General features: G+C 71.0%; 17 protein-coding genes and 3 pseudogenes. 16 read left to right on the top strand and 4 right to left on the bottom strand.

The genetic code is table 11. The features are described from left to right. Nucleotides 1-30: 30 nt before the first annotated feature. The 4 genes and pseudogenes from ACIO9K_RS18385 to ACIO9K_RS18400 all read left to right on the top strand — a co-directional run bounded on the left by ACIO9K_RS18385 (nt 31) and on the right by ACIO9K_RS18400 (nt 2948). Nucleotides 31-774, top strand: coding sequence for a hypothetical protein (locus ACIO9K_RS18385; RefSeq protein ID WP_400331040.1), 744 nt, complete (start codon nt 31-33; stop codon nt 772-774). A 40-nt stretch (nt 775-814) separates the two neighbouring features. After that, nucleotides 815-1027 (top strand): annotated as a pseudogene (locus ACIO9K_RS18390) (transposase); the annotation flags it as partial. 212 nt (nt 1028-1239) lie between these two features. Continuing rightward, nucleotides 1240-1815: a hypothetical protein gene (locus tag ACIO9K_RS18395; RefSeq protein WP_400331042.1), complete on the top strand. Its 576-nt coding sequence runs from the start codon at nt 1240-1242 to the stop codon at nt 1813-1815. 680 nt (nt 1816-2495) lie between these two features. Further along, nucleotides 2496-2948: a hypothetical protein gene (locus ACIO9K_RS18400; RefSeq protein WP_363586069.1), complete on the top strand. Its 453-nt coding sequence runs from the start codon at nt 2496-2498 to the stop codon at nt 2946-2948. 902 nt (nt 2949-3850) lie between these two features. Here ACIO9K_RS18400 and ACIO9K_RS18405 read toward each other — a convergent pair. Beyond that, nucleotides 3851-4279 (bottom strand): hypothetical protein, encoded by a 429-nt coding sequence (locus tag ACIO9K_RS18405; RefSeq protein ID WP_400331044.1) that lies wholly within the window; start codon nt 4277-4279, stop codon nt 3851-3853. 508 nt (nt 4280-4787) lie between these two features. On the opposite strand from ACIO9K_RS18405, the gene ACIO9K_RS18410 reads away from it, so the two are divergent. The 3 genes and pseudogenes from ACIO9K_RS18410 (at nt 4788) to ACIO9K_RS18420 (ending at nt 12428) form a co-directional block, all read left to right on the top strand. Beyond that, complete coding sequence (locus ACIO9K_RS18410; protein WP_400331046.1) at nt 4788-5699, top strand: aminoglycoside phosphotransferase family protein; 912 nt, start codon at nt 4788-4790, stop codon at nt 5697-5699. Between the two features lie 54 nt (nt 5700-5753). Then, nucleotides 5754-5984, top strand: a pseudogene (locus ACIO9K_RS18415) (DUF6980 family protein); the annotation flags it as partial. Between the two features lie 552 nt (nt 5985-6536). Then, entirely contained in the window at nt 6537-12428 is a 5892-nt protein-coding gene (locus ACIO9K_RS18420) for an RICIN domain-containing protein (protein ID WP_400331048.1), read from the top strand. 105 nt (nt 12429-12533) lie between these two features. Here the strand turns inward: ACIO9K_RS18420 and ACIO9K_RS18425 are convergent. Continuing rightward, a pseudogene (locus ACIO9K_RS18425) lies at nt 12534-12695 on the bottom strand (transposase); the annotation flags it as partial. Between the two features lie 305 nt (nt 12696-13000). On the opposite strand from ACIO9K_RS18425, the gene ACIO9K_RS18430 reads away from it, so the two are divergent. The 3 genes from ACIO9K_RS18430 (at nt 13001) to ACIO9K_RS18440 (ending at nt 13958) form a co-directional block, all read left to right on the top strand. Then, nucleotides 13001-13321: a hypothetical protein gene (locus ACIO9K_RS18430; RefSeq protein ID WP_400331050.1), complete on the top strand. Its 321-nt coding sequence runs from the start codon at nt 13001-13003 to the stop codon at nt 13319-13321. Beyond that, entirely contained in the window at nt 13318-13566 is a 249-nt protein-coding gene (locus tag ACIO9K_RS18435; RefSeq protein ID WP_363620473.1) for a DUF5302 domain-containing protein, read from the top strand. The genes ACIO9K_RS18430 and ACIO9K_RS18435 overlap by 4 nt, the downstream gene beginning before the upstream one ends. 149 nt (nt 13567-13715) lie before the next feature. Further along, the gene (locus ACIO9K_RS18440; RefSeq protein WP_400331052.1) at nt 13716-13958 is read left to right on the top strand and encodes a hypothetical protein; all 243 of its coding nucleotides are present in this window, start codon (nt 13716-13718) and stop codon (nt 13956-13958) included. Between the two features lie 49 nt (nt 13959-14007). Here ACIO9K_RS18440 and ACIO9K_RS18445 read toward each other — a convergent pair. Beyond that, nucleotides 14008-15197 (bottom strand): IS3 family transposase gene (locus ACIO9K_RS18445; protein ID WP_363620469.1). Its coding sequence is split into 2 segments (ribosomal slippage): nt 14008-14933 and nt 14933-15197, totalling 1191 coding nucleotides; the frame shifts between segments, so codons are not numbered across the junction. A gap of 685 nt (nt 15198-15882) precedes the next feature. Here ACIO9K_RS18445 and ACIO9K_RS18450 point away from each other — a divergent pair. The 4 genes from ACIO9K_RS18450 (at nt 15883) to ACIO9K_RS18465 (ending at nt 17680) form a co-directional block, all read left to right on the top strand. Continuing rightward, on the top strand, nt 15883-16338 hold the full coding sequence (locus tag ACIO9K_RS18450) for a hypothetical protein (RefSeq protein WP_400331055.1): 456 nt from the start codon (nt 15883-15885) through the stop codon (nt 16336-16338). A 245-nt stretch (nt 16339-16583) separates the two neighbouring features. Then, a complete protein-coding gene (locus tag ACIO9K_RS18455) occupies nt 16584-16715 on the top strand; it encodes a hypothetical protein (RefSeq protein ID WP_363620463.1) in 132 nt (43 codons plus the stop codon). A gap of 153 nt (nt 16716-16868) precedes the next feature. Continuing rightward, nucleotides 16869-17255 (top strand): DUF402 domain-containing protein, encoded by a 387-nt coding sequence (locus ACIO9K_RS18460; protein WP_400331093.1) that lies wholly within the window; start codon nt 16869-16871, stop codon nt 17253-17255. Beyond that, nucleotides 17252-17680, top strand: a complete 429-nt coding sequence (locus ACIO9K_RS18465) for an NUDIX domain-containing protein (protein ID WP_400331058.1) — start codon at nt 17252-17254, stop codon at nt 17678-17680. Before ACIO9K_RS18460 ends, ACIO9K_RS18465 begins: the two co-directional genes overlap by 4 nt. A 705-nt stretch (nt 17681-18385) precedes the next feature. Here ACIO9K_RS18465 and ACIO9K_RS18470 read toward each other — a convergent pair. After that, nucleotides 18386-18955, bottom strand: a complete 570-nt coding sequence (locus tag ACIO9K_RS18470; protein WP_363620459.1) for a hypothetical protein — start codon at nt 18953-18955, stop codon at nt 18386-18388. Nucleotides 18956-18988: 33 nt separating this feature from the next. Here ACIO9K_RS18470 and ACIO9K_RS18475 point away from each other — a divergent pair, with 33 nt between their 5' ends. After that, complete coding sequence (locus tag ACIO9K_RS18475; RefSeq protein WP_400331061.1) at nt 18989-19300, top strand: transposase; 312 nt, start codon at nt 18989-18991, stop codon at nt 19298-19300. Nucleotides 19301-19305: 5 nt separating this feature from the next. Further along, on the top strand, nt 19306-19985 hold a 680-nt coding region (locus ACIO9K_RS18480; protein WP_400331096.1), incomplete at its 3' end, for an IS3 family transposase.

The following is a 19985-nucleotide window of genomic DNA, read 5'->3' on the forward strand; positions in this document are numbered from 1 at the left end:
AACTCGGTCCACCGCACGCCGGACGAGCTGATGGCCCGCGCCCTGGCCCTTGCCGGCCCCGAACACGACGACTGGTTCGCGTCGTTGTTCCGGGTCGCCGAGTCGCAGAGCCAGGACAGGTTCGACTGGGCCCGCGCGGTCGCGGAGGAGGCCGAGGACGGCGGCGAGCTCGATCGCCGGCGCTTCGCGTTCGACGTGATCAACTTCCTCGGCTTCGGCCTCGATGCCGACAACGACGACAAGTCGCTGTTCACCCGGGAGGCCGCAGAGTTCCTCCGGCCCCGGTTGGACACCGAGCAGGACCCGTACGCCCTGCGCACCGTCATCGCGGCCTTCACCGGCTACTGCTCCCGCGAGGAGCTCCCGGCCGTCCTGGCCCACACCGACCACCCGGACCCGGGCGTCCGCCATCGCGTCGCTCTGGCGTTCCCCGCCCTCCTGGGCGACCGGCCCGACACGCTAGCCGTCCTTTTCTGCGCCTGGTCGACGACCCTGCTTCCGTCACCCGGTCCGCTTCACAGCTTCACTCACTTCCCCCTCGGCACCCGCGTCCTGCTGGACATCCCTGCTCTGCGCGCCGTGCTGGCGGCCCACCTCACCGACCCCCACTTCGACGCCCGCCTCGAAGCCGCCGCCCTGGCCCTGCGCGGCGACGAACGCGGCACGCCGGTCCTCGACGAGATCCGCCGCGGCATCAAGAACCGCAGCAGCCGCGGCGCGGGCCGCCTGGAAGACCTCCACTCCACGCTCCACGCCCGCACCCCGGCCACGTGATCTCACGGCCCGGGCCGGCGGTGTAGGCGGGCCCCGGAGAACACGGCAGCCGCCCCGCGCCCGCATCGCTCGCCGCGGGATCGAGACCTCCAACCGCCTCGGTCGGCACCGCTGGGTGATCGAGCGCACTGTTGCCTGGCTCGGCGGCTTCCGCCGGCTCCACCGCCGCTACGAACGCAAGGCCGATCACTTCGCCGCCTTCGCCAGCATCGCCGCCGCAGCCATCATCTGCCACCGCCGACTCTCCAAATGAGATGTCTTCTTAGAAAGCGCCTTCTGCCGACGATGTTGTCCAGGGTGCCGGTTGGCCCCGTCGAGTTGTGCCGATGGGTGCTGGTGGACGGCCTGATGCTCCCTCCCGGCGTCTTCTCGGTCCTCCAGCAGCCCACGGCCAGACAGGACACTGGTCCCGTCTGCGGGAAAACGTCTCGCACACGATCGTGGAGCGCTGCGAGAATCCGGCGAATGGGAACAGACATCAACGGCTTCATCGAGTACCGCGATACGCACGGAATGCAGCTGGACGAGGACACCGCGTGGGACGTGGCGATCGACCTCCAGGCGCTCTACAGCGGTCGGAACTACGACGAGTTCGGCTGCCTCTTCGGCGTCCGCAACTTCGCCGGCTTCAGACCACTCGCCCCGGACCGGGGCTTGCCCGAGGAACTGTCCGAGCGAACGCGTGCAGCCTACGACCGGGTGAAAGGCGGCATCCACAGCCCGACCTGGATCAGCTGGGCAGAGCTGAAGGCGGTGGACTGGGATGAACCGGCCGAACGTGCGGATGAACGAGTTCACATGTACGGCCCCGGCCCGAACGGGACCCATGTCCTGCGCGCGAAGTCCTGTGTCGATCACGCCGGACGTGTCGAGGGCGACGAGTGGACAGTCGGCGACTGGCTCTACCGCATCGAACGTCTGACGCGGCGCGATGCCATCCCACAAGACGGCCCGTGGGCACCGGTGTTCACGGTGATGCGCACCCTGGCAGAACTGCACGGCGCCGAGAACGTGAGGCTCACCGTGTGGTTCGACTCCTAACACTATGACCACTGTTCCCGGCCAAGTCAGCCGCGTCGCAGCTCAGCCCGCACAGCATCTGCGACCAGACCACCACACCAGCCTGGCCGGGAGAGGGCCCGCTACGCCCACTCGACGCTGTGTTCGGCGACCAGCTATCCCTGGCCCGCTGTTCCCCCGACCCGTCCTCCTCGCCTTCTGGTTGTTGAGCCAGGTGCCCAGGGCGAAGTGCGACACCACCACCTGCTCCTCGCCCGCCGTCCTGGCCCCGGGCACTGGCCCGCTGCCCGGCCCCCGGGTCCGCCTGCTGGTCCGCAGTCCGAGTTAGGGGGTGTGGGTGCGGCGCCGTCCCGGGGCGGGACGGCGCATGGTGGCCTGGGGTTCAGAGGTTCTGCTGCTTGATGATGTCTTCGAGGGAGCCCGTGGGCAGCTCGCCGCCGGGGGTAAGTTTGTCGATGGCGGTGGGGCAGTGCCTGGGCGATCTGTTCGGCGGCGTGCTCGGGGGAGACGCCGGCCTGTTGGGCGGTGTTCAGGTGGGCCTGCTGGTGTGCGCGTGCCGGCGGGAAAGGCCGGACACCGTCCGGTCGGCCTCGGCTGGCCGGTAATCCATCACCGCGCAGCCGCGGAAGGAAGTCTGTCCGGTGGACGGGGGCTGGGTACTCCTCGACTCACCGTTGTGACGGCGCGTAGCGTGACAGACCATGAGATCGTTGATCCGCCGCGCGTGGTTCCTCCCGTTGACCGGTGCCCTGGCCGCACTGCTGGCGCTGGTTCTCAGCACGGTCGCGGCACTGTCGCAGTGGCGGACGGCGAGCCGCATCGACGCCGCACCGTTACGGGTGGACGCGACCATCACCGCTGCTGTGGCCATGAAGGGCGGAACGAGGTACACGCTCACCTACCGGGTTGCCGACCGCGACTACAGCACCGACTCCCTCACGCCGCACGGCGTCAGGTCACCGGGCATCGGTGCGACGGTCCCGCTGGAGGTCGCAGCCGACGACCCCGAGGCCTCACGCGTCACCGGCAGCCATTACCCCGACGACGCCCTCCAGCCCACGATGATCCTCGTGGCCACCGCCGCCGTTGCCGGCCTCGCCATCTCCCTGCGCTTCCTCCACACGGCCACCAGACGCAACCGCCCGAGCCCCTGAACCAACCCCGTCCTGGCTGTTCCGCGGCGGCTGCGTGGCCTGTCCCGGCTCGCTTTGTCCCCTGGGGCGGGGGCGCTTGTTCGCTGGTCTGGTCTGCCATCGGTGACCGCCCTGGCTGCCGTGGGCCGGCCCGGTAGGGACGCAGGACAGTCGTGCGCGGGTGGATCGCCTCATGACTGCCCATCCCCGGGTCGCCGATACCAGCGGCCACCAGCCCCGTCAGCGCCGCCGGACCGGAAATTCTTCGGCGTGCTCCCGCCCGGATGACCCCTTGAAGCCATCCACGACAGGAGGATTTCCCGTTTCGCGCGTCGCGCCATTGGGGCCGCCCGATGCCGCGTGGCCTGCCCGGCTGCGCCCCGACCGACCGGGCCTTGTTCCCGCAGTCCTCCCGCCGTCCCCGGCCGTGCCCCCGTCGTTGTGGCAGGCGTCGGCCGTCCCATCCTGCTGCGCCCCGGGGATGACGTCGTCCCGATCGCTGCTCTCTTCGGCGCCGCCGCCCGCAGCCTGTTGTCGGGGTTCTCTTGTCGGTCGTCGTCACCGCTCCGCCTCGGGGGTGGTGAGAGCCTGTTCGCCGCCCCGGTCTGTCGTCGGTGACCGCCTGCCCCGGTCTGCCCCGCTCGGGCCCGCTCCCGGCCTGGCTGCCGCACTGTCGTCCCCGGCCGGATGAGGCAAAAAGGGGGGGCTGCCCGGGGCCGAGCTGTTCGGGCCTGCTGTGCCCGCGTGGTCGTCGTGCCCGTCATGGCCAGGATGGTGGCGAGCCCGGTGTCCCCGCCTGCCCGCCTGCCCGCCCTGCCGCCCCGCCGACTGTCGTCGCGGTCGCCTCCTCGCCTCCTCCCCGCCTCGTGCCCTCGCGGGCCGGGTTGACGGCCCGTCGGCGGGTGGTCGGATTGTTGGTGCGGTCAGGGGCTCGGGGGAGTGTGTTCCGGGCCCCGCCGGGGTGGAAGGCTGGGACGGCCTCGGGGCGCGGTGTCGGTGAGGTGGCGGTGGGCGGCGTGGAGGTGTTCGGCGGCCTGGCGCAGGTGGTGGCAGGCCATGGAGGGAGAGACCGCGCTGTAGGGGCGGAGCCATCGTTCGGCGGCCTGTACGCAGGCGAGGGCGGCGGTGAGGGCCTGGTGGGCCGGCCGCATCGAGGGGATCTCGGCGACTTCGTCCACGGTTCGGGCGAGCAGGACGGCGAGGTCCTCGGTGTCGGGCCACGCGCCGTCGGTGAAGTCGTGGCCCCACAAGGCCAGTCGGGCCGCGCATATCCCGACCCAGGCCTCCAGCCGGTCTTCCCAGGACGGCGGCCTGGCGGGCGGGGTCGGAGGCGGGTTCGCAATGATCGGCACCCGAACATGATCCGCCCACGGGCCACGGTTGCGTGGCCGTTTCACCGGAACCTGTTGACGACCTGTTGCACAACCCCATCCGGTACCGCCCAGGGCCGGGAGACGGTCGGGGACTGTCTCCCGGGTGCAGGGGGTGCGGGGGACGGCCAGGAGTGCTTCCGGCGGCTGCTCGCCCGGGCCGCACAACGGTCAGGGCGAGGTGCTCCCCCCCCCGTGGGGCGGGGATGGGGCCGACGGGCGGCACAAGCACCTCCGCACAGGTACACCCGTCCTGGATCCGTACGGGAGTTCTCCGGCCCTCGGCGTGAACTGACCTGACAGGCAAGGGCATCCGGTGCGTAGGATCTCCTGTCGACCCGACCGCCCCTGCGGACGCACCGCACCGCACCTCGCCGATAGGCGCGCCGCACCCGCAGTGCACCGCAACCGCACCACACCGATCAGCGAGGAACGGGCCTGACGACAAGGCCTGGACCAGACCGTAACGGAGACGCCGGATGGAGACGCCGTGACTTCCGGAAGCCCGCAACAACACCGCCTGGCGCAGGTACCCGAATCCCTTCGGGCCTTCGGCCGCTGGCAGCACGAGGGCGAAGCGGGCCGCCGTTGGCTGGCGGCCCTGCCGGACACCGTCGCCCAATGGTGTGACCGCTGGAACCTGAAGGTCGACGGGCCACCCATGCACGGCTACAACAGCCTCGTCGTGCCGGTCCGCCGGGGCGGCGAGCCACTGGCACTGAAAGTCACGTGGCCCGACCAGCAGATGCAGGAACAGGTACTCGCCCTGCGCCTGTGGAACGGCCACGGCGCGGTCCGCCTGCTCGACACCGACACCACGGCGGGCGTCATGCTGCTGCAACGCCTCGACCGCACCCGTCCACTGCGCGACGCGCCACTGACACAGGCCGTCCCCGTGATCGGGACACTGCTACGGCGGCTGGCCATCGAGCCACCCGACGGCCTGCGCACGACGGCAGACATCGCCGCGGACCACCGACGAGAACTCCCCGCCCAGTGGGAAGAACTCGGCCGCCCGATACCCCGACACACGCTCGACCACGCACTGGACCTGGCCGAGGAACTGTCCCACGACGACTACACCGTCCTGGTCAACAACGACCTCCACTACGACCAGGTCCTGCGCACCCCCGACGGACACTGGTCCGTCGTCGACCCGCTGATCGTGCGCGGCGTCCTCGAGTACCAGGTCGCACCTCTGCTGTGGAGCCGGTTCGACGAACTCGGCCCCTCGCGCGTCCAGTGGTGCATCGACGCCCTGGCCGACGCCGCGGACCTCGACCCCGACCGCGCCCGCAAATGGGCACTACTGCGAGCCGTCGAGTACTGGATGTGGGGCCTACGCGCCGGCTTCACCGAGGACCCGGTGCGCTGCGCCCACATCGTGGAAGCACTCATCTGACCCCCGCCCCGTCCAGCCCGCGCCCCGGTTCGCCACCGCCCCAACTGCTGTGAGGCGGTGGCGAGTCGGGTGAACTGGCCTGGTGATCGGCACGGCGGCCCCTTCGGCTGCCCGGACGCACTGATTCGGTTCAGTGCCGGACTCCAGGAACGCTGGTTGATCATCCATGACGGGGGCGCATCGGGCATCGCGGTCGGCTTCTGCCCTTGGTGCGGACAGGGCCTTCCCGAGTCGCAGCGGGATCGCCGGTCCGGCGAACTGGAGCGTCGCGGGGTCGATCCGTGAGAGGAGGAGGTTCCTGCCGAGTTCCAGTACGGGGCTGGCTCGAGCCGTTGATCCACTTCTGAAACAGGCCCGGCTGTTGTCGGCGAGCAGGTTCTTGACGCCTTGCCCCAGCCGCAACAGGGTTCGTCGGCGACGGCGAACGTGCGGGCCGCGACAGGGCCGCCTTCGCCCGGGAACCGCGTTCGTCGTCGCCGCAGGCCCGTTCAACCGGGCTGCGGGCCTGACCGCAGTGGCCCGTGCCCTCGCGGGGCACGGGCCACCACCTGGACATCAGTCCTGGAACTGCGGGCGGGCCTTCGTGGGTTGCGGCGCCGCAGGCCCCGGAGCCCCTCGATTCTCCGGCGCACCCTCACACGCCCCGGCGCGCCGTCGTTCGGCCGTTTATGCCGCGTATATCTCCGCCTGGTTCGATGCCGGTCGGCGAACCGCGTCCTGCGGGAGCCGGTCCAGTTTCCGCGATATGAGGACGGCATGCTCGAGCACCACAGCCCACCACGGCCGGTACGAAACCCGGTGAAACCACCGTTCCTCACTCGGCCTCGGGCATCGGGTGTGACGGGCGTACTGATCCTGGCCCTGCTTGCCACGCTGGTGCAGTTCCTCCCGGTGCTCACCTCGTCGGCGTCCGCCGCAGTGGCCGACCACTCGGTGGCGACCTGGAACATGCAGCGGAAGAAGAAGAACTGGCAGACCGCGCTGACCTACCTCCTCCCGGGGCGCGAGGCGGTGGCCCTCCAGGAGGTGCCGGACACCGTCACCGCACCGAGGGGCTACGACCTCTACTCGCCGGTGCCCAACGACCCGGACGACATCGGGACCTTCAGGCGATCCGGAGGGGCGAAGAACAACACGTACTCCGTGTACAAGCACGAGTGGAGGGTCACGGGCCGTCCCGCCCCGGACGCGGACACCGTCTACATCTACTACCTCAACACCAACAGCACCGGCACGAACATCGCGTTCATGACCCACGCGAACCTGGACGTCGGCGACGGGCAGGGGCAGGTCGACGTCATCGGCTGGCGGGACGACTTCGACGTTCCCGGCAAGTATCCGAAGCCCATGCTGGGGCTCAAGCTCGGTGACACCTGGTTCTACAGCGCGCACATGCTCACGGACGGTGGCGACGATGCCGTCGACCAGCTCACGGCGGTCGACGCGGCGAGGCCGGGGCAGAAGTGGGCGGTCATGGGCGATTTCAACCGCAAGCCGGCGACTCTGGCCGGGGCGCTCGCGGCGCACCCCGGGTGGCGCGCGATAAGGAGCCGTCAGGACACCCGGCCGACAAGCCCGGTACGGGAACGCGAACTGGACTACATGGTCGCGAGTGACCCGACGGGCATAGCCCAGGAGTACACCGGCTTCGTCCAGGGATACTTCAACGACACCCAGTCCGACCACCGGCCCGTCGGGTTCCGGCTGGAACCGAATCCCCAGGACCGTCAGAACGGGCGGGACCACTGTCCGCAGGGCCTTCCGCCGCTCCCCCGCGTCGCGGCCGTACCGGCCGCCGCCACCACCGCGGCCGACACCACCACCGCGCAGACACCCGCGAGCGCCGACCCGTCGGCACCACAGCACGGCAGGACCTCGGTCCTCACCTCGGCCTCCGGCAACCTGGTCGCCGACGTGACGGGCGGTTCACCGGCCGCCGGCACGGGGGTGCGCGCCGCCGCACCCGCCTGTGCCCCGCAGCAGAACTGGGCGACCTGGCAGAAGTCCGACGGCACCTGGGTGATCGAGACCGGACTGACCAACGGCACCACCCCCGCAGGGCAGGGCAGCGTGCTCGGCCTCCCCACGTACGGCGACCAGGTGGCGATCCGCCCGATCGAGAACGACGCCACCGGAAAGCCCGACGGCAGTCCGGGCCAGCGCTGGCGGTTCACCCCGTCCGTCGACGAGGACGGCTCGTACCAGATCACCGCCGCGTCCACCGGGGCCTGCCTCACCGCCTCGACGGACGGGGCCGGACTGACCACGAAGGCCTGCGACGGGTCCGACCGGCAGCGGTGGCGGCTGTCCATGCCCTGCAACGGGCCCGGTCACGCCGTTCCGGGATTCCCGGACACTCCGTGGCCGACCGTGGCGGACCACCCCGAGTTGACCTGGCCGTCCCTGCCCGCGCATCCGGCCATCGCCTGGCCGTCCGTCCCCGGCTACCCGAACATCCCCATGCCCGGCCACCCCGATCTGCCGGAGATCCGCTGGCCCGGGTTCCCGACCGTGCCGAGCCTGCCGTGGCCGACGATCGGCGGCCACCCCGAGGCCACCTGGCCTTCCGTGCCGGGCTTCCCGACCGTCCCGTGGCCCGCGATGCCCGGACACGCCGACGTCCCGTGGCCGGTGCTGCCACTGCCCGGCAACGGGAACGACGACGGCACCGCCCTGGTCCCCGGCCTCCCGGCGGTCACCGACCCGGCGATCCCGGACCACCCGGGCCTCGCCTGGCCGACCGTCCCCGGGTTCCCGCAGGTCAAGTGGCCCTCCGTCCCCGGCAATCCGACCGTTCCGTTCCCCGGCCACCCCGCCATGCCCACCGTCACGTGGCCGGGCGCGCCGTCGTTCCCGTCCGTCCCGTGGCCCCAGATGCCGGACCAGCCCTCCTGGAGCTGGCCGTCGATCCCGGGCTCCCCGACGATCCCGTGGCCGTCGCTGCCCGGTCTGCCGAACGTGCCGTGGCCGACCACCTCGGGCTTCCCGAACGACCCCGCCGCGTCCGCCAATCCGCCCAAGGCTCCGGAGGAGCCGAACAAGTGCGAGCCGGCGGACACCAACCATCCGGCCGACGACGGCGGCACGCCGAATCCCGGCGATCCCAACCCCGGTGGCGGTGGCACACCCGGCGGCGGCCCGTCCGTGCCCGCGCTCCCCGCCATCGGCCTGCCCGGCTTCCCGCCGCTGCCCAGCCTGCCCTCCTGGGGAGGCACCCCCGGCGGGCCGAGCTGGCCCAGCGGACCCGGCGGCGGTACGCGGCCGGAGCCGACCCAGGGGATCAGCGTCGTCTCCGCCGCCGACGCCCAACTGGTGCCGGACGTACGCGGCGGCGTGCCCGCCGTGGGCACGCCCGTCCAGGCGTGGCAACCCAACTCGACCGACTCCCAGCGCTGGGCGTTCTGGGACCGGGGCAACGGCAACTGGCTGATCGAGTCCCGGCTCACCTACGGCGGCAACCGCCCGGAGGAGCGGCTGGTCCTCGGGCAGGACACCGCCTCCCACCGCACCGAGCTCCAGGCGGTGGCGGCGGACCGGACGAACCAGCTCTGGAAGTTCGCCGACGCCGGGAACGGCTGGTCGACGATCACCAACGGTGACGGCGGCGGCTGCCTGACCCTGTCCGCGTCCGGCCAGCCGCTGACGGTCGGCACCTGCGACGGCTCCGACCGCCAGAAGTTCCGCCTGACCGGCCCCACCGGCAGTGACGGCGGCGGTGGCGCCGGCTCGGTGCCCGTCTACTCGGCGTTCCCGGGCAAGTGCCTGGACGTCACCGGAGGCAACACGGCCGACAAGACCCCGATCGACCTGTACGACTGCAACAACACCCGCTCCCAGCGCTGGACGCCGTCCGCGAGCAGCGGCGTCTTCACCCTGAAGGCGTTCGACAAGTGCCTGGACGTGGCCGGGGGCCTCACCAACCGCGGCACCCGGGTCGGCCTGTACACCTGCAACGGCAGCCCTGCCCAGAACTGGCAGCAGGGCGACAACAGTTCACTCGTCAACCCCGCCTCGGGCAGGTGCCTGGACGTCACCGACGGCAACTCCGCGAACGGCACCGCCCTGCAGATCTGGGACTGCAACGCGACCGACTCGCAGCGCTGGGGCCTGGGCAGCGTCCCGCCCCGCGCGCCCCAGCAGCCGGCGCCGAAGCCGGGCACCGGCCCGGTGGTCAACCCCGGCGTCGGAGCCGGGCAGGTCTCCACCCTCGTCTCCGGGAACAACGGGATGGTGGCGGACCTGGACGGTGCGAGCACCAACTCCGGTACGTCGATCAAGGCGCTCGGCGCGAACGGCAACGACGCGCAACGCTGGGCGTTCTGGGCCACCGCGAACGGGCGGTGGATCATCGAGACCCTCCTGACGGACGGGAAGACGGCGGCGGGCCAGGGCATGGTCATGGACCACGACCCGGGCAACCACCGCACTCACCTGATCCGCACCATGGACGGCAACGCCAACCAGCACTGGGCGTTCCGGGACGCGGGAGGCGGCTGGTTCTGGATCACCAGCGACACCGACAACAACTGTCTCACCGCCAACAACCCCGGCGAAGCCCTCGCCATCAGCCCCTGCGACGGCAGCGACCGCCAGAAGTGGCGCCTCGGTGATGTCGCCAACGGGCCGAACCCGCCGGGTCAACCGAGCCAGCCGAACCCGGCCACCGGCCCGGTCGTCAATCCCAGCGTCCGCAACAACCAGGTGGCGACGCTGCGTTCGGCGAACAACGGGATGGTCGCGGACCTGGACGGCGGCACCACTAACTCCGGTACGTCGATCAAGGCGCTCGGCGCGAACGGCAACGACGCGCAACGCTGGGCGTTCTGGGCCACCGCGAACGGGCGGTGGATCATCGAGACCCTCCTGACGGACGGGAAGACGGCGGCCGGTCAAGGCATGGTCATGGACCACGACCCGGGCAACCACCGCACCCACCTGATCCGCACCATGGACGGCAACGCCAACCAGCACTGGGCCTTCCACGACGCGAGCAACGGCTGGTACTGGATCACCAGCGACACCGACAACAACTGCCTCACCGCCAACAACCCCGGCGAAGCCCTCGCCATCAGCCCCTGCGACGGCAGCGACCGCCAGAAGTGGCGCCTCGACAACCTCGCGCAGGGCCCCAACCCGCCGAACCCGGCCACCGGCCAGGTCGTCAACCCCGGTGTCGCGGACAACCGGGTCGCGACGCTGCGTTCGGCGAACAACGGGATGGTCGCGGACCTGGACGGCGGCACCACTAACTCCGGTACGTCGATCAAGGCGCTCGGCGCGAACGGCAACGACGCGCAACGCTGGGCGTTCTGGGCCACCGCGAACGGGCGGTGGATCATCGAGACCCTCCTGACGGACGGGAAGACGGCGGCCGGTCAAGGCATGGTCATGGACCACGACCCGGGCAACCACCGCACCCACCTGATCCGCACCATGGACGGCAACGCCAACCAGCACTGGGCCTTCCACGACGCGAGCAACGGCTGGTACTGGATCACCAGCGACACCGACAACAACTGCCTCACCGCCAACAACCCCGGCGAAGCCCTCGCCATCAGCCCCTGCGACGGCAGCGACCGCCAGAAGTGGCGCCTGGACAACGTGGCCCAGGGGCCGTCCGCTCCCCACCCACAGCCCCAGCCCGGCGGCGGATCCTCCGGCGGGTCGCCCGGCGGTCCGGTGGTCGGTCCGAACATCGGCAGCAGCCAGGTCGCCACGCTCCGGTCGAACAACAACGGCCTGGTCGCCGACCTCGACGGCGCCAACACCGCCTCCGGCACCTCCATCAAGGCGCTGGGCGGCAACGGCAACGCCGCCCAGCGGTGGGCGTTCTGGGACGCGGGCAACGGCCAGTGGATCGTCGAGACCCTCCTCACGGACGGCAAGGCCGCGCCGGGCCAGGGCATGGTGATGGACCACAACCCCGGCGTCCACCGCACCCACCTGACGCAGAACCAGCAGGGGAACGCCAACCAGCGCTGGTCCTTCCGCGACGCGGGCAACGGCTGGTACTGGATCGTCAGCGCCACCGACGGTGGCTGCCTCACCGCCAACAACGCCGGTGAGCAGCTCGGGGTGTGGCGGTGCGACGGCTCCGACAAGCAGCGCTGGCGCCTGGACAACGTCCAGAACGGCCCGACCCCCGGTGGTGGCGGCGGCTCCGGAGGCGGCAACACCGGAGGCGGTGGCGGAGGCGGCAACACCGGTGGTGGTGGCCAGCCGTCCTCCGACTGCGCCCTCCAGCCCCCCGGCGCGGAGCGCCAGGGCTCCTGGATGTGGAGGAACTTCACCATCTGCCGCGGCCAGACCTTCGAGGCCACCGGGAACCCGGACCAGTGGACCGTCCTGAAGATGGAGGACAACGGTGAACTGGCGCTCTGGTACACGGAGGTCAACGAACTCGGGCAGGAGCGTCGGGTGAAGGAGTGGAGCGCTCCGGGCAGCGCCGGCTGCGGCACCCGGGCGACCATGCAGACGGACGGCAACTTCGTCGTCTACGGCGTCGGCAACCAGGCCTGCTGGTCCTCCGGCACCGCCGGCTACACCAACGCCTGGCTGGAGATCAACCAGTCGGGAACGCTCTCGATCTGGTGGACCGACCAGAACCTGGCCCAGATCGGACTGGGCGGGCTGCTCACCTGGATCGGCTTGATCCCGCACCTGGAGTGGAGGGCCGGCACCCAGCACAAGATCTCCGTTCCCAACTGCGGCAGGATCAAGTGCTTCTGACGCCGGTTCCTGACCGATCGCGCCGCTGACGGCGTCCGGCGACGTCGAAGGCCCGCCCCCATGCCTGGCGGTTCCTAACGGTCGTTGCAACACGTGGTCGGTTGTCTAGGCCGCGATGAGTTTAGCCAGACGCTCGGCTGGGGTTTCCCAGCCGAGCGTTTTGCGTGGGCGGCGGTTGAGCTGGTCGGCGACGGCGGCCAGCTGTTCGGGGGTGTGGACCGACAGGTCGGTGCCCTTCGGGAAGTACTGCCGCAGCAGGCCGTTCCTGTGGCGCGAGGTCCACCGCCAGCTCGCCCCGCACACCGAGCCCATGCCCGGCACCCGCGACGCGTTCGCCCCGGTCGCCCATCGACCCCGCCACGGGTCAGCTGATCGTCCCCGACATCCGGCGCGGCCGAAGCCACAACCCTGCGGCCGCCACCCAGACCGAGCGCCGCTTCGACCTCGTCGACCTCGATCCGTTCGCGTACACGACCCCCGCCAAGATCCGCGCGCTCGTCGATCACCTGGCCGGGATCGAGGACCGGCTGCGCCTCCTTCGCGCCCAGCCGGGAATGCTCACCTGCGGCGCCATGCCCGAGTACCTGTTCCGCCGCACCGGCGGCGTCATCGGCCTGCTACGGCGACTGATCGAGGACGGCTGCACCGAGGCGATGGCCCGCGGCCGGGAGCGGCTGACCACCGAGCTGCTGGACGGCGCCGTCATCCGACCCGAGCAACTCGGCGATCTCGACGCCCTGGCCGGCGAGGTCCCCGCCATCCCGGCCCTCACTCGACCGCAGGTTCTGTCCGTACAGGATCGGTACCCACCCGCAGATGGGGCGCTTGGGCATGACATGGTGTGCGTGAAGTCAACAACCGCCACCATCCCTCAAGGAAGAGGTCCTGCATGAGCAGCGACGTGAAGTCACCTGAGAACCCGGAGAACGCCGAGAGCCCGGAGGCCACGGAGGCTGCCGAGGCCCCCGCGCCAGCCACCCAGGACGACGTCAAGGCCCGGTTCCTCGCCGCTCTGGAGCGCAAGCACGGCGCCAAGTCCGATAGCGCGGCCGGCGGCCCGAGTGGCGACTCGAAGATCCACGGCGCTCACGGCGCGGTGGGTGGCAAGCGCAACTTCCGCCGCAAGAGCGGTGGTTGATGAGTCCGGTTCACGCCGGTGGCCGCCAGGCCTGGTCCTGACCGGGCGGCCATAGCTGTACGCGACAGGCAAGGTCTTCGTTCGAGTGCGCCGGGTGCGGGGCCTTGCCTGCCGGGGATCGGCAGGGCACGTGGAGAAGACGGCGCCGGGTGCCGGCCCCGGAGGCCGTCCCGCCGGGCACCGCCGCCCGCCTCTACAGCGCCGCCGTCCTGGTGACGGGCACGTCCCTGTGCCTCGCCGCCCTGGTCCCGGCCACCGCACCCGCCGCCCTCGCCCTGCTGCTCCGCGCTGCCCTACACCTGGGGCCCGGGCACGACGCACTCGAGCGTCTGGACAGCGTGACCGTGCTGTCCGCTCCGACACAGCGATCCGCCGCCACCAGACCCTCGTGAACTGCGCATTTGAGCTGCCCCGAGTTTCATGGAGTCCGCGATCGTGTGATCAAGCGGTCTGTGTGACTTGCTCCAGTTGCGCCCAGTAGGCCTGTTCGTATTCGTCGGGCGGGATGTAGTCGAGGGCGGAGTGGAGTCGTTCACCGTTGTACCACGCGACCCACTGGAAGACGGCCCGTTCGACTTCATCGAAGTCCCGCCACGGGCCCTGATGTTCGATCAGTTCTGCCTTGAACGTGCCGTTCAGGGCCTCGGCCATCGCGTTGTCGTACGAATCCGCGACGGAGCCGACCGACGCGGAAGCGCCGGCCTCGGCCAATCGCTCTGTGTAGCGAATGGATACGTATTGCGACCCGTGGTCGCTGTGATGAATGAGGCCGGAGTCCTTCTTGATCTTCTGCCGCCACAGCGCCGTCTCCAGCGCGTCCAGCGGCAGGTCGGTCCGCATGTGGGTGGCGACCTGCCAGCCCACGACCCGGCGGGAGTAGGCGTCCAGGACGAACGCGACGTAGACCCAGCCCGACCAGGTGCGGATGTAGGTCAGGTCGGCCGGCCACAGCTGGTTCGGGTGCTCGGCGGCGAAGCGCCGGATGACCAGGTCCGGCGGACGATGCGCGGCCGGCTCGGGGACCGTGGTGCGGCGGCGCTGTCCGCGGATGACGCCCTCGATGCCGAGTTCGCGCATGAGGCGTTCGACGGTGCAGCGTGCGACCGCGTGCCCGGTACGGACCAGGGCGTGCGTGATCCGGCGAGCTCCGTAGGTACGGCCGGATTCCTCCCACGCCGCTGTGACCAGCGCAATCAGCTCCTCGTCGCGGAGCCAGCGGGCCGATTTCGGCCGCTGCTCGCGCGCGAAGTGCGTCGATGGCGAGAGGTCGAGCACCCGGCAGACGGGATCGATCCTGAAGCCGTAGCGCAGGTGGTCGATCACCTCCTCGGCCTCGTCCGGGGACGGTCGATCTCCTGGGCAAAAGACACGCCGACGGCCTTGAGGATCTCGTTGGCCCGCCTCAACTCGGCATTCTCCTTGCGGAGTTCCTTCAGCTCGTCGTGCTCGGCGGTGGTGAGGCGGTCGTCGCGCTCTCCGGCATCGGCCTCGGCCTGGCGGACCCAGGACCGCAAGGCCTCCTTGTGGATGCCGAGGTCGCGAGCCACATGCGCGACAGGCCGACCGGACGAGCGGACCTCGCGCACGGCGCGCTCGCGGAGTTCATCGGGGTACTTACGGGGTGCTGGCACTGCTCGTGGTGCTCCTTACGCCCGGATCATAACAAACCCAGACATCAGGGACTCCGTGAAAGCCGGAGCAGCTCACAGCGGGAGCAGGAGACCGTCGGGCTGCTGGTCGATCAGGAGCGCCCGCCCGCCCGCCCGGGCGGACGGCGGCGGAGACGGAGACGGAGACGGAGATGGAGATGGGGAGCCGGGGTCCGAACTGGTGGTGTCCGACGGGGTGCGGGCGCATCTGCCCGTGTTACGGCGCTTGGACGCCGAGCTCGTGGAGGTGCGGGAGGCCTTGGCCGACCGGGGGCGGGAGGCGCTCCGGGTGACCTCTGTCGTGCCAGGGTCACCCGTACCCCGGATTGTCCGCGGCGAGGTCGTCGACGTCCCGGCCAATCGTCTGACCGGCCTCATCGCCTGGTTCTGCCGGATGCGTACCGCCCTGCCCGCCAGCGCGGTTTCCACGCCCGACCCGACCCGTCCTCGCCCGCCTGACCCGCCCGCAAACCCGAGAACAGGCGCGCCGCCAGCGCGCTGGCGTAGGCGACGGACAGAACCGGGGCAGGGCGACGACAGGGTAGGGAGCGCACCGGTGCCCCGCCCCCGGTGGCGCGGCCACACGTTCGTATGCTTGTGCACGGGCGGTGGCGACACCCCCGGGTAACCCCGGACGGTGCCGTGCGCCGCGGAAAGGGGCACGGGCATGCGGAAGCGGAAGAGGCGCACGGCCTGGTCGCTCACCTATTTCCTGTTGGGCGGTGTGTGCCTGCTGATCGCCGTGGTGATGGCGACGGGCCTGGTGACGAAGAGGGCCGCGCGCGGGGTGGAACACCTGATCCCGGTCCCGGTCCTGGTCCTCGGTGTCCCGGGTGCGGTGCTGACGTTCCGCGCGCCGGTGTTCGGCGTCTCCTACGGGCCGGCCGGGGTGAAGTACTCCGGGCTGCTCAGGACGCGCTCCTACGTGTGGGTGGACATTCGGGAGGTGCGGGTGGCCGTCCTGGAGGGCAGGGTCTACTCGTCCGACGTCCCGGAGCTGGTGCTGGCCTCCGGCGGGACGGACCAGCTGCACATGCTGGCGGGCCACGGCTCGGGCCGGACCAACAAGCGGGTCAAGCGGCTGGTGGCCGAGCTGGAGACGGCGCGCGCGGCCGCGTCCTGACGCCGGTCGCTTCCACCGGTGGCGCGCGGCACCGACTACGCCGCGTCTCCGCCGTCCTGGACGGCACCGTCAACGCCACCGACCGCGAAGAACTAGCGCGGGCCGTCCAGGAACTGCGCAAGCGCCTGGACGCCCCGCAGCCGCCGAACCGGTGGGCGGCTGGCCGCTACGGCTTCCCGGAGTCCTGAGGAGCCGTCACGCCTTCGAGCGGACTTCCCGGCCCCGCGCGCGGGAAGACTGCCACTGTGACCGACACCAAGCTGTTCCAGCCCGGCACCACCGCGATCCGCCGCGACGTCCACGCCGACCGGGTGTGGACCGCGATGCCCCAGCGGGTGATCGACGACACCGGCCACGTGCTGACGCTCGCCTACTGACCGGGGATCGAGAGCCTGGCCCCGACGACCTGGATTACCGCGACGCGCACCGGAGACGACGCCATCCGCAAGCAGGGCCTGGAGGACCTGGCGGCCGGGACCTGGACCCTCGACCGCTACCGCTGGACCGGCACCGCACTGCTCTCGTATTTCCTGGCCGGCGAGTGGTTCTCCGTGCACTGCTTCCAGGACACCGCCACCGGCGACCCGCTGCGCTGGTACGTCAACTTCGAGAAGCCCTACCAGCGTCGCCCCGGCGTCGGCATTGACACCCTGGACCTGTGCCTGGACCTGGTCATCACCCCTGACCTGTCGGGACACGACTGGAAGGAGCAGGAAGAGTACGCCCAGCTGCGCCTCCTCGGCCTGATCGACGACTACCTGCACCGCCAGGTCGATCGGGCCCGCGGGCGGGCGATCAGTATGCTCGACGACCGTACCGGCCCGCTCGCAGCCGGCTGGCCGGCCTGGGCGCCCGACCGGTCGTGGCCGCTGCCCGAGCTGCCCGCGGACGCCGACGACCCGGCCACCTACCGGTGACCTCCCCAACGACCGGCAGCAGCCAGGACACCAAGGCCCGGGTGCGGGTCTGCGCGGCCCTGGGCGACAACGGCCGGGTGTGCCTGATCCGCCGCCAGCGCCCCGCCGGCCTCCAGCTCTCGCTGCCCGGCGGCCGGGTCGAGAACGGCGAAGACCCGACCGACGCGCTGCGCCGGGAGCTCCTCGAGGAGCCCGGCCTCGACCTGGCGGTGCTGCCCGCGCCGCCGGTGCTGCGCTTCGTCCAGGACCAGGAGACCGAGCGGCCGGGCGAGACCACGCCGCCGGCGCCTGGTCTTCACCGCCCACCCGCCGGCCAGCCTCCACCGAAGCCGTCGCCAGCACCGAGCAGGACGCCCCGGATCAGGCGCCGGTGGTGTGGCTGCCGGCGGCCGACGCGGCCATCGGCGCCGGGCTGCTGGCGCTGAACGACGCGGGCACGGCGTCCGATCCGAGCATGATGGCCGAGCAGTGCCCGGAAGCCGTCCCGTACCTGGTGCCCGCAGTGGCCCTGGATGGCGGCGACGGTGGGGCCGGAGGGACCCTGGACGCGGCGACCGTCAACCTCCCCGACGGCACCTCCTGCACCCCACCGGTCGGCACCGGGAAAGGCGGTGACGGTGGAGGCGGCGGCAGCGCGGGCGCCGGGGGCACCGGGCGGGGGAGTGGATGTCGGTGCAGCCGGCAGCAAGGGAGGCGGCAACGGCGCGGACGGCCAGCGCGGTGCGAACGGCGGCCGCGGAGTAATCGTCATCGCCTACTAGGCCGCGCGCGGCTGTCCTGAGGCGGTTCTCGCCCACGCTGCATTTGAGCTGACGGACGCCTACACCGCGCCGCGTGTGCGGCTGGCTGACCGAATCGCCGAGACGCGGAACCTGGGAGCCAATCGACATCAAATCCTTCGATCAGCAGGCAATTTCCTGAACAGAACGTTAAATGCAAGGTCTTGCCTCGTATTTGGGTGTAGCCTCTGAAGCGCAGAGGTGGTCCGAAGGGTCGGCATCGCGGTGACGCCGACGGATCACCTGCGGACAGGGAGAGCACCATGAACTACCACCTCGAGGTGGCGCGGGCGACGATCGATGAGCGTCTGCGGGAGGCCGAGAAGCACCGCCTCGCGCGCGCTCTCCGGCTCAAGAGCCGCGCCGAGCGCACCACCCGGCGCGCACACCGGGCCCTGACAGGTCTGGTCGGCCCGACCGTATGAGCATCACCCGCGATGGGCCGTCACCGCAGCACCGGTGACGGCCCATCTGCGATCTGCAAAGAAGCCTTCGGCGAACCGGTCCGGTGGCGCTGGCCAACCGGCAGGCGACGGTGGCGGCCCCGAACTGGGACTTGCTCAGGGTCACATCGGCCAGGTGCCCCATGACGATGCAGCCGGCGTTGCCGCCGACCGCCGCGTCACAGCGCAGGTCGGGCCCGTAGAAGTCCCCCTCGGTGTTGAGGGGGTACGCGCCCAGGGTCTCGCCGGACACGTGGTAAGCGGGGTGGATCTGCTCGATGCCGTCCTTGGCGACGTGGGAGTCGTAGTCGATGGTCGAACTCCCGCCCGCGTCCCTGTCCAGGATCACGGGCGCGCCGCCCCAGGCGGGCCCGCTCGTGGTGCAGCCGCCGCTGCACATGGACCTGAAGGACAGCGTCACGCCCTCGACGTTGGGCGTCATCGAGGTTCCCCCGAGGTGCGGAAGGTTGCCGGACATGGCCTGATTGGTCGTGAGAAGGGAGCCTCTGCCATGGCTGCACCGATGAAGTACCCGCCCGAGTTGCGGCAGCGAGCTGTTGCCGCGTACCGGGCCGCCGCCCCGAAGCCGGTGATCCGGCAGATGGCCCGGGACCTCGGGGTTCACCACGAGGCCCTGCGTAACTGGATCCGGCAGGACGAGGCGGACCGGGGCGAGCGCGACGACCGGCTGACCACCGCGGAGAAGGAGGAACTGGCCGCTCTGCGCAAGGAGAACGCCGAGTTGCGCCGGTCCTGCGAGATTCTCAAGGCCGCCTCGGCTTTTTTCGCCCAGGAGCTCGACCCGACCCGGCGACGGTACTGAAGCTCATCGACGAGCACCAGGACCGCTTCGGGGCCGAGCCCGTCCTCCGGGAACTGCACATCCCCGCCTCCACCTACTACCGCTGGCGCCGCGACGTCCACGCGCCGTGCGAGCGTATCCGCCACGACGCCGAACTGACCGAACACATCCGCCGCATCCACGCGGAGTCCGACGAAACCTACGGCTCCCCGCGCATCCACGCCGTCCTGCGGCGCGAGGGCACCCACGTCGGCCGCAAACGGGTCGAGCGCCTGATGCGCCAGGCCGGCCTGCAGGGCGTCAGCCCGCGCCGGCCCCGCGGCTTCACCCGCCGCGACCCGGCCGCAGACCTCGCACCGGACCTGGTCCAGCGCGACTTCACCGCCCGCGCCCCCAACCGGCTGTGGGTCGCCGACATCTCGCTGATCCCCACCAGCGAGGGCCCGTGGTGGCTGGCCTCGATCCGCGACGCGTTCTCCCGAAGGATCGTGGGCTGGCACACCTCCGAACGAGCGGACGCCAACCTCGTGCTCACCGCGCTGGAGTACGCGCTGCACGGCCGGCCCGTCGAGCCGGGGACGCTGATCCACCACAGCGACCACGGGTGTCAAACCGGGTTCAAGGGGTCGTTGCAACACCGCTGGTTTGGGGCGAGAGTAGCTGATCGTCGAGTGCCTCTGCGGGAGTTCTCCAGCCGAGTGTCTTC

Source organism: Kitasatospora sp. NPDC087271 (assembly GCF_044744605.1).
Lineage (GTDB): Bacteria > Actinomycetota > Actinomycetes > Streptomycetales > Streptomycetaceae > Kitasatospora.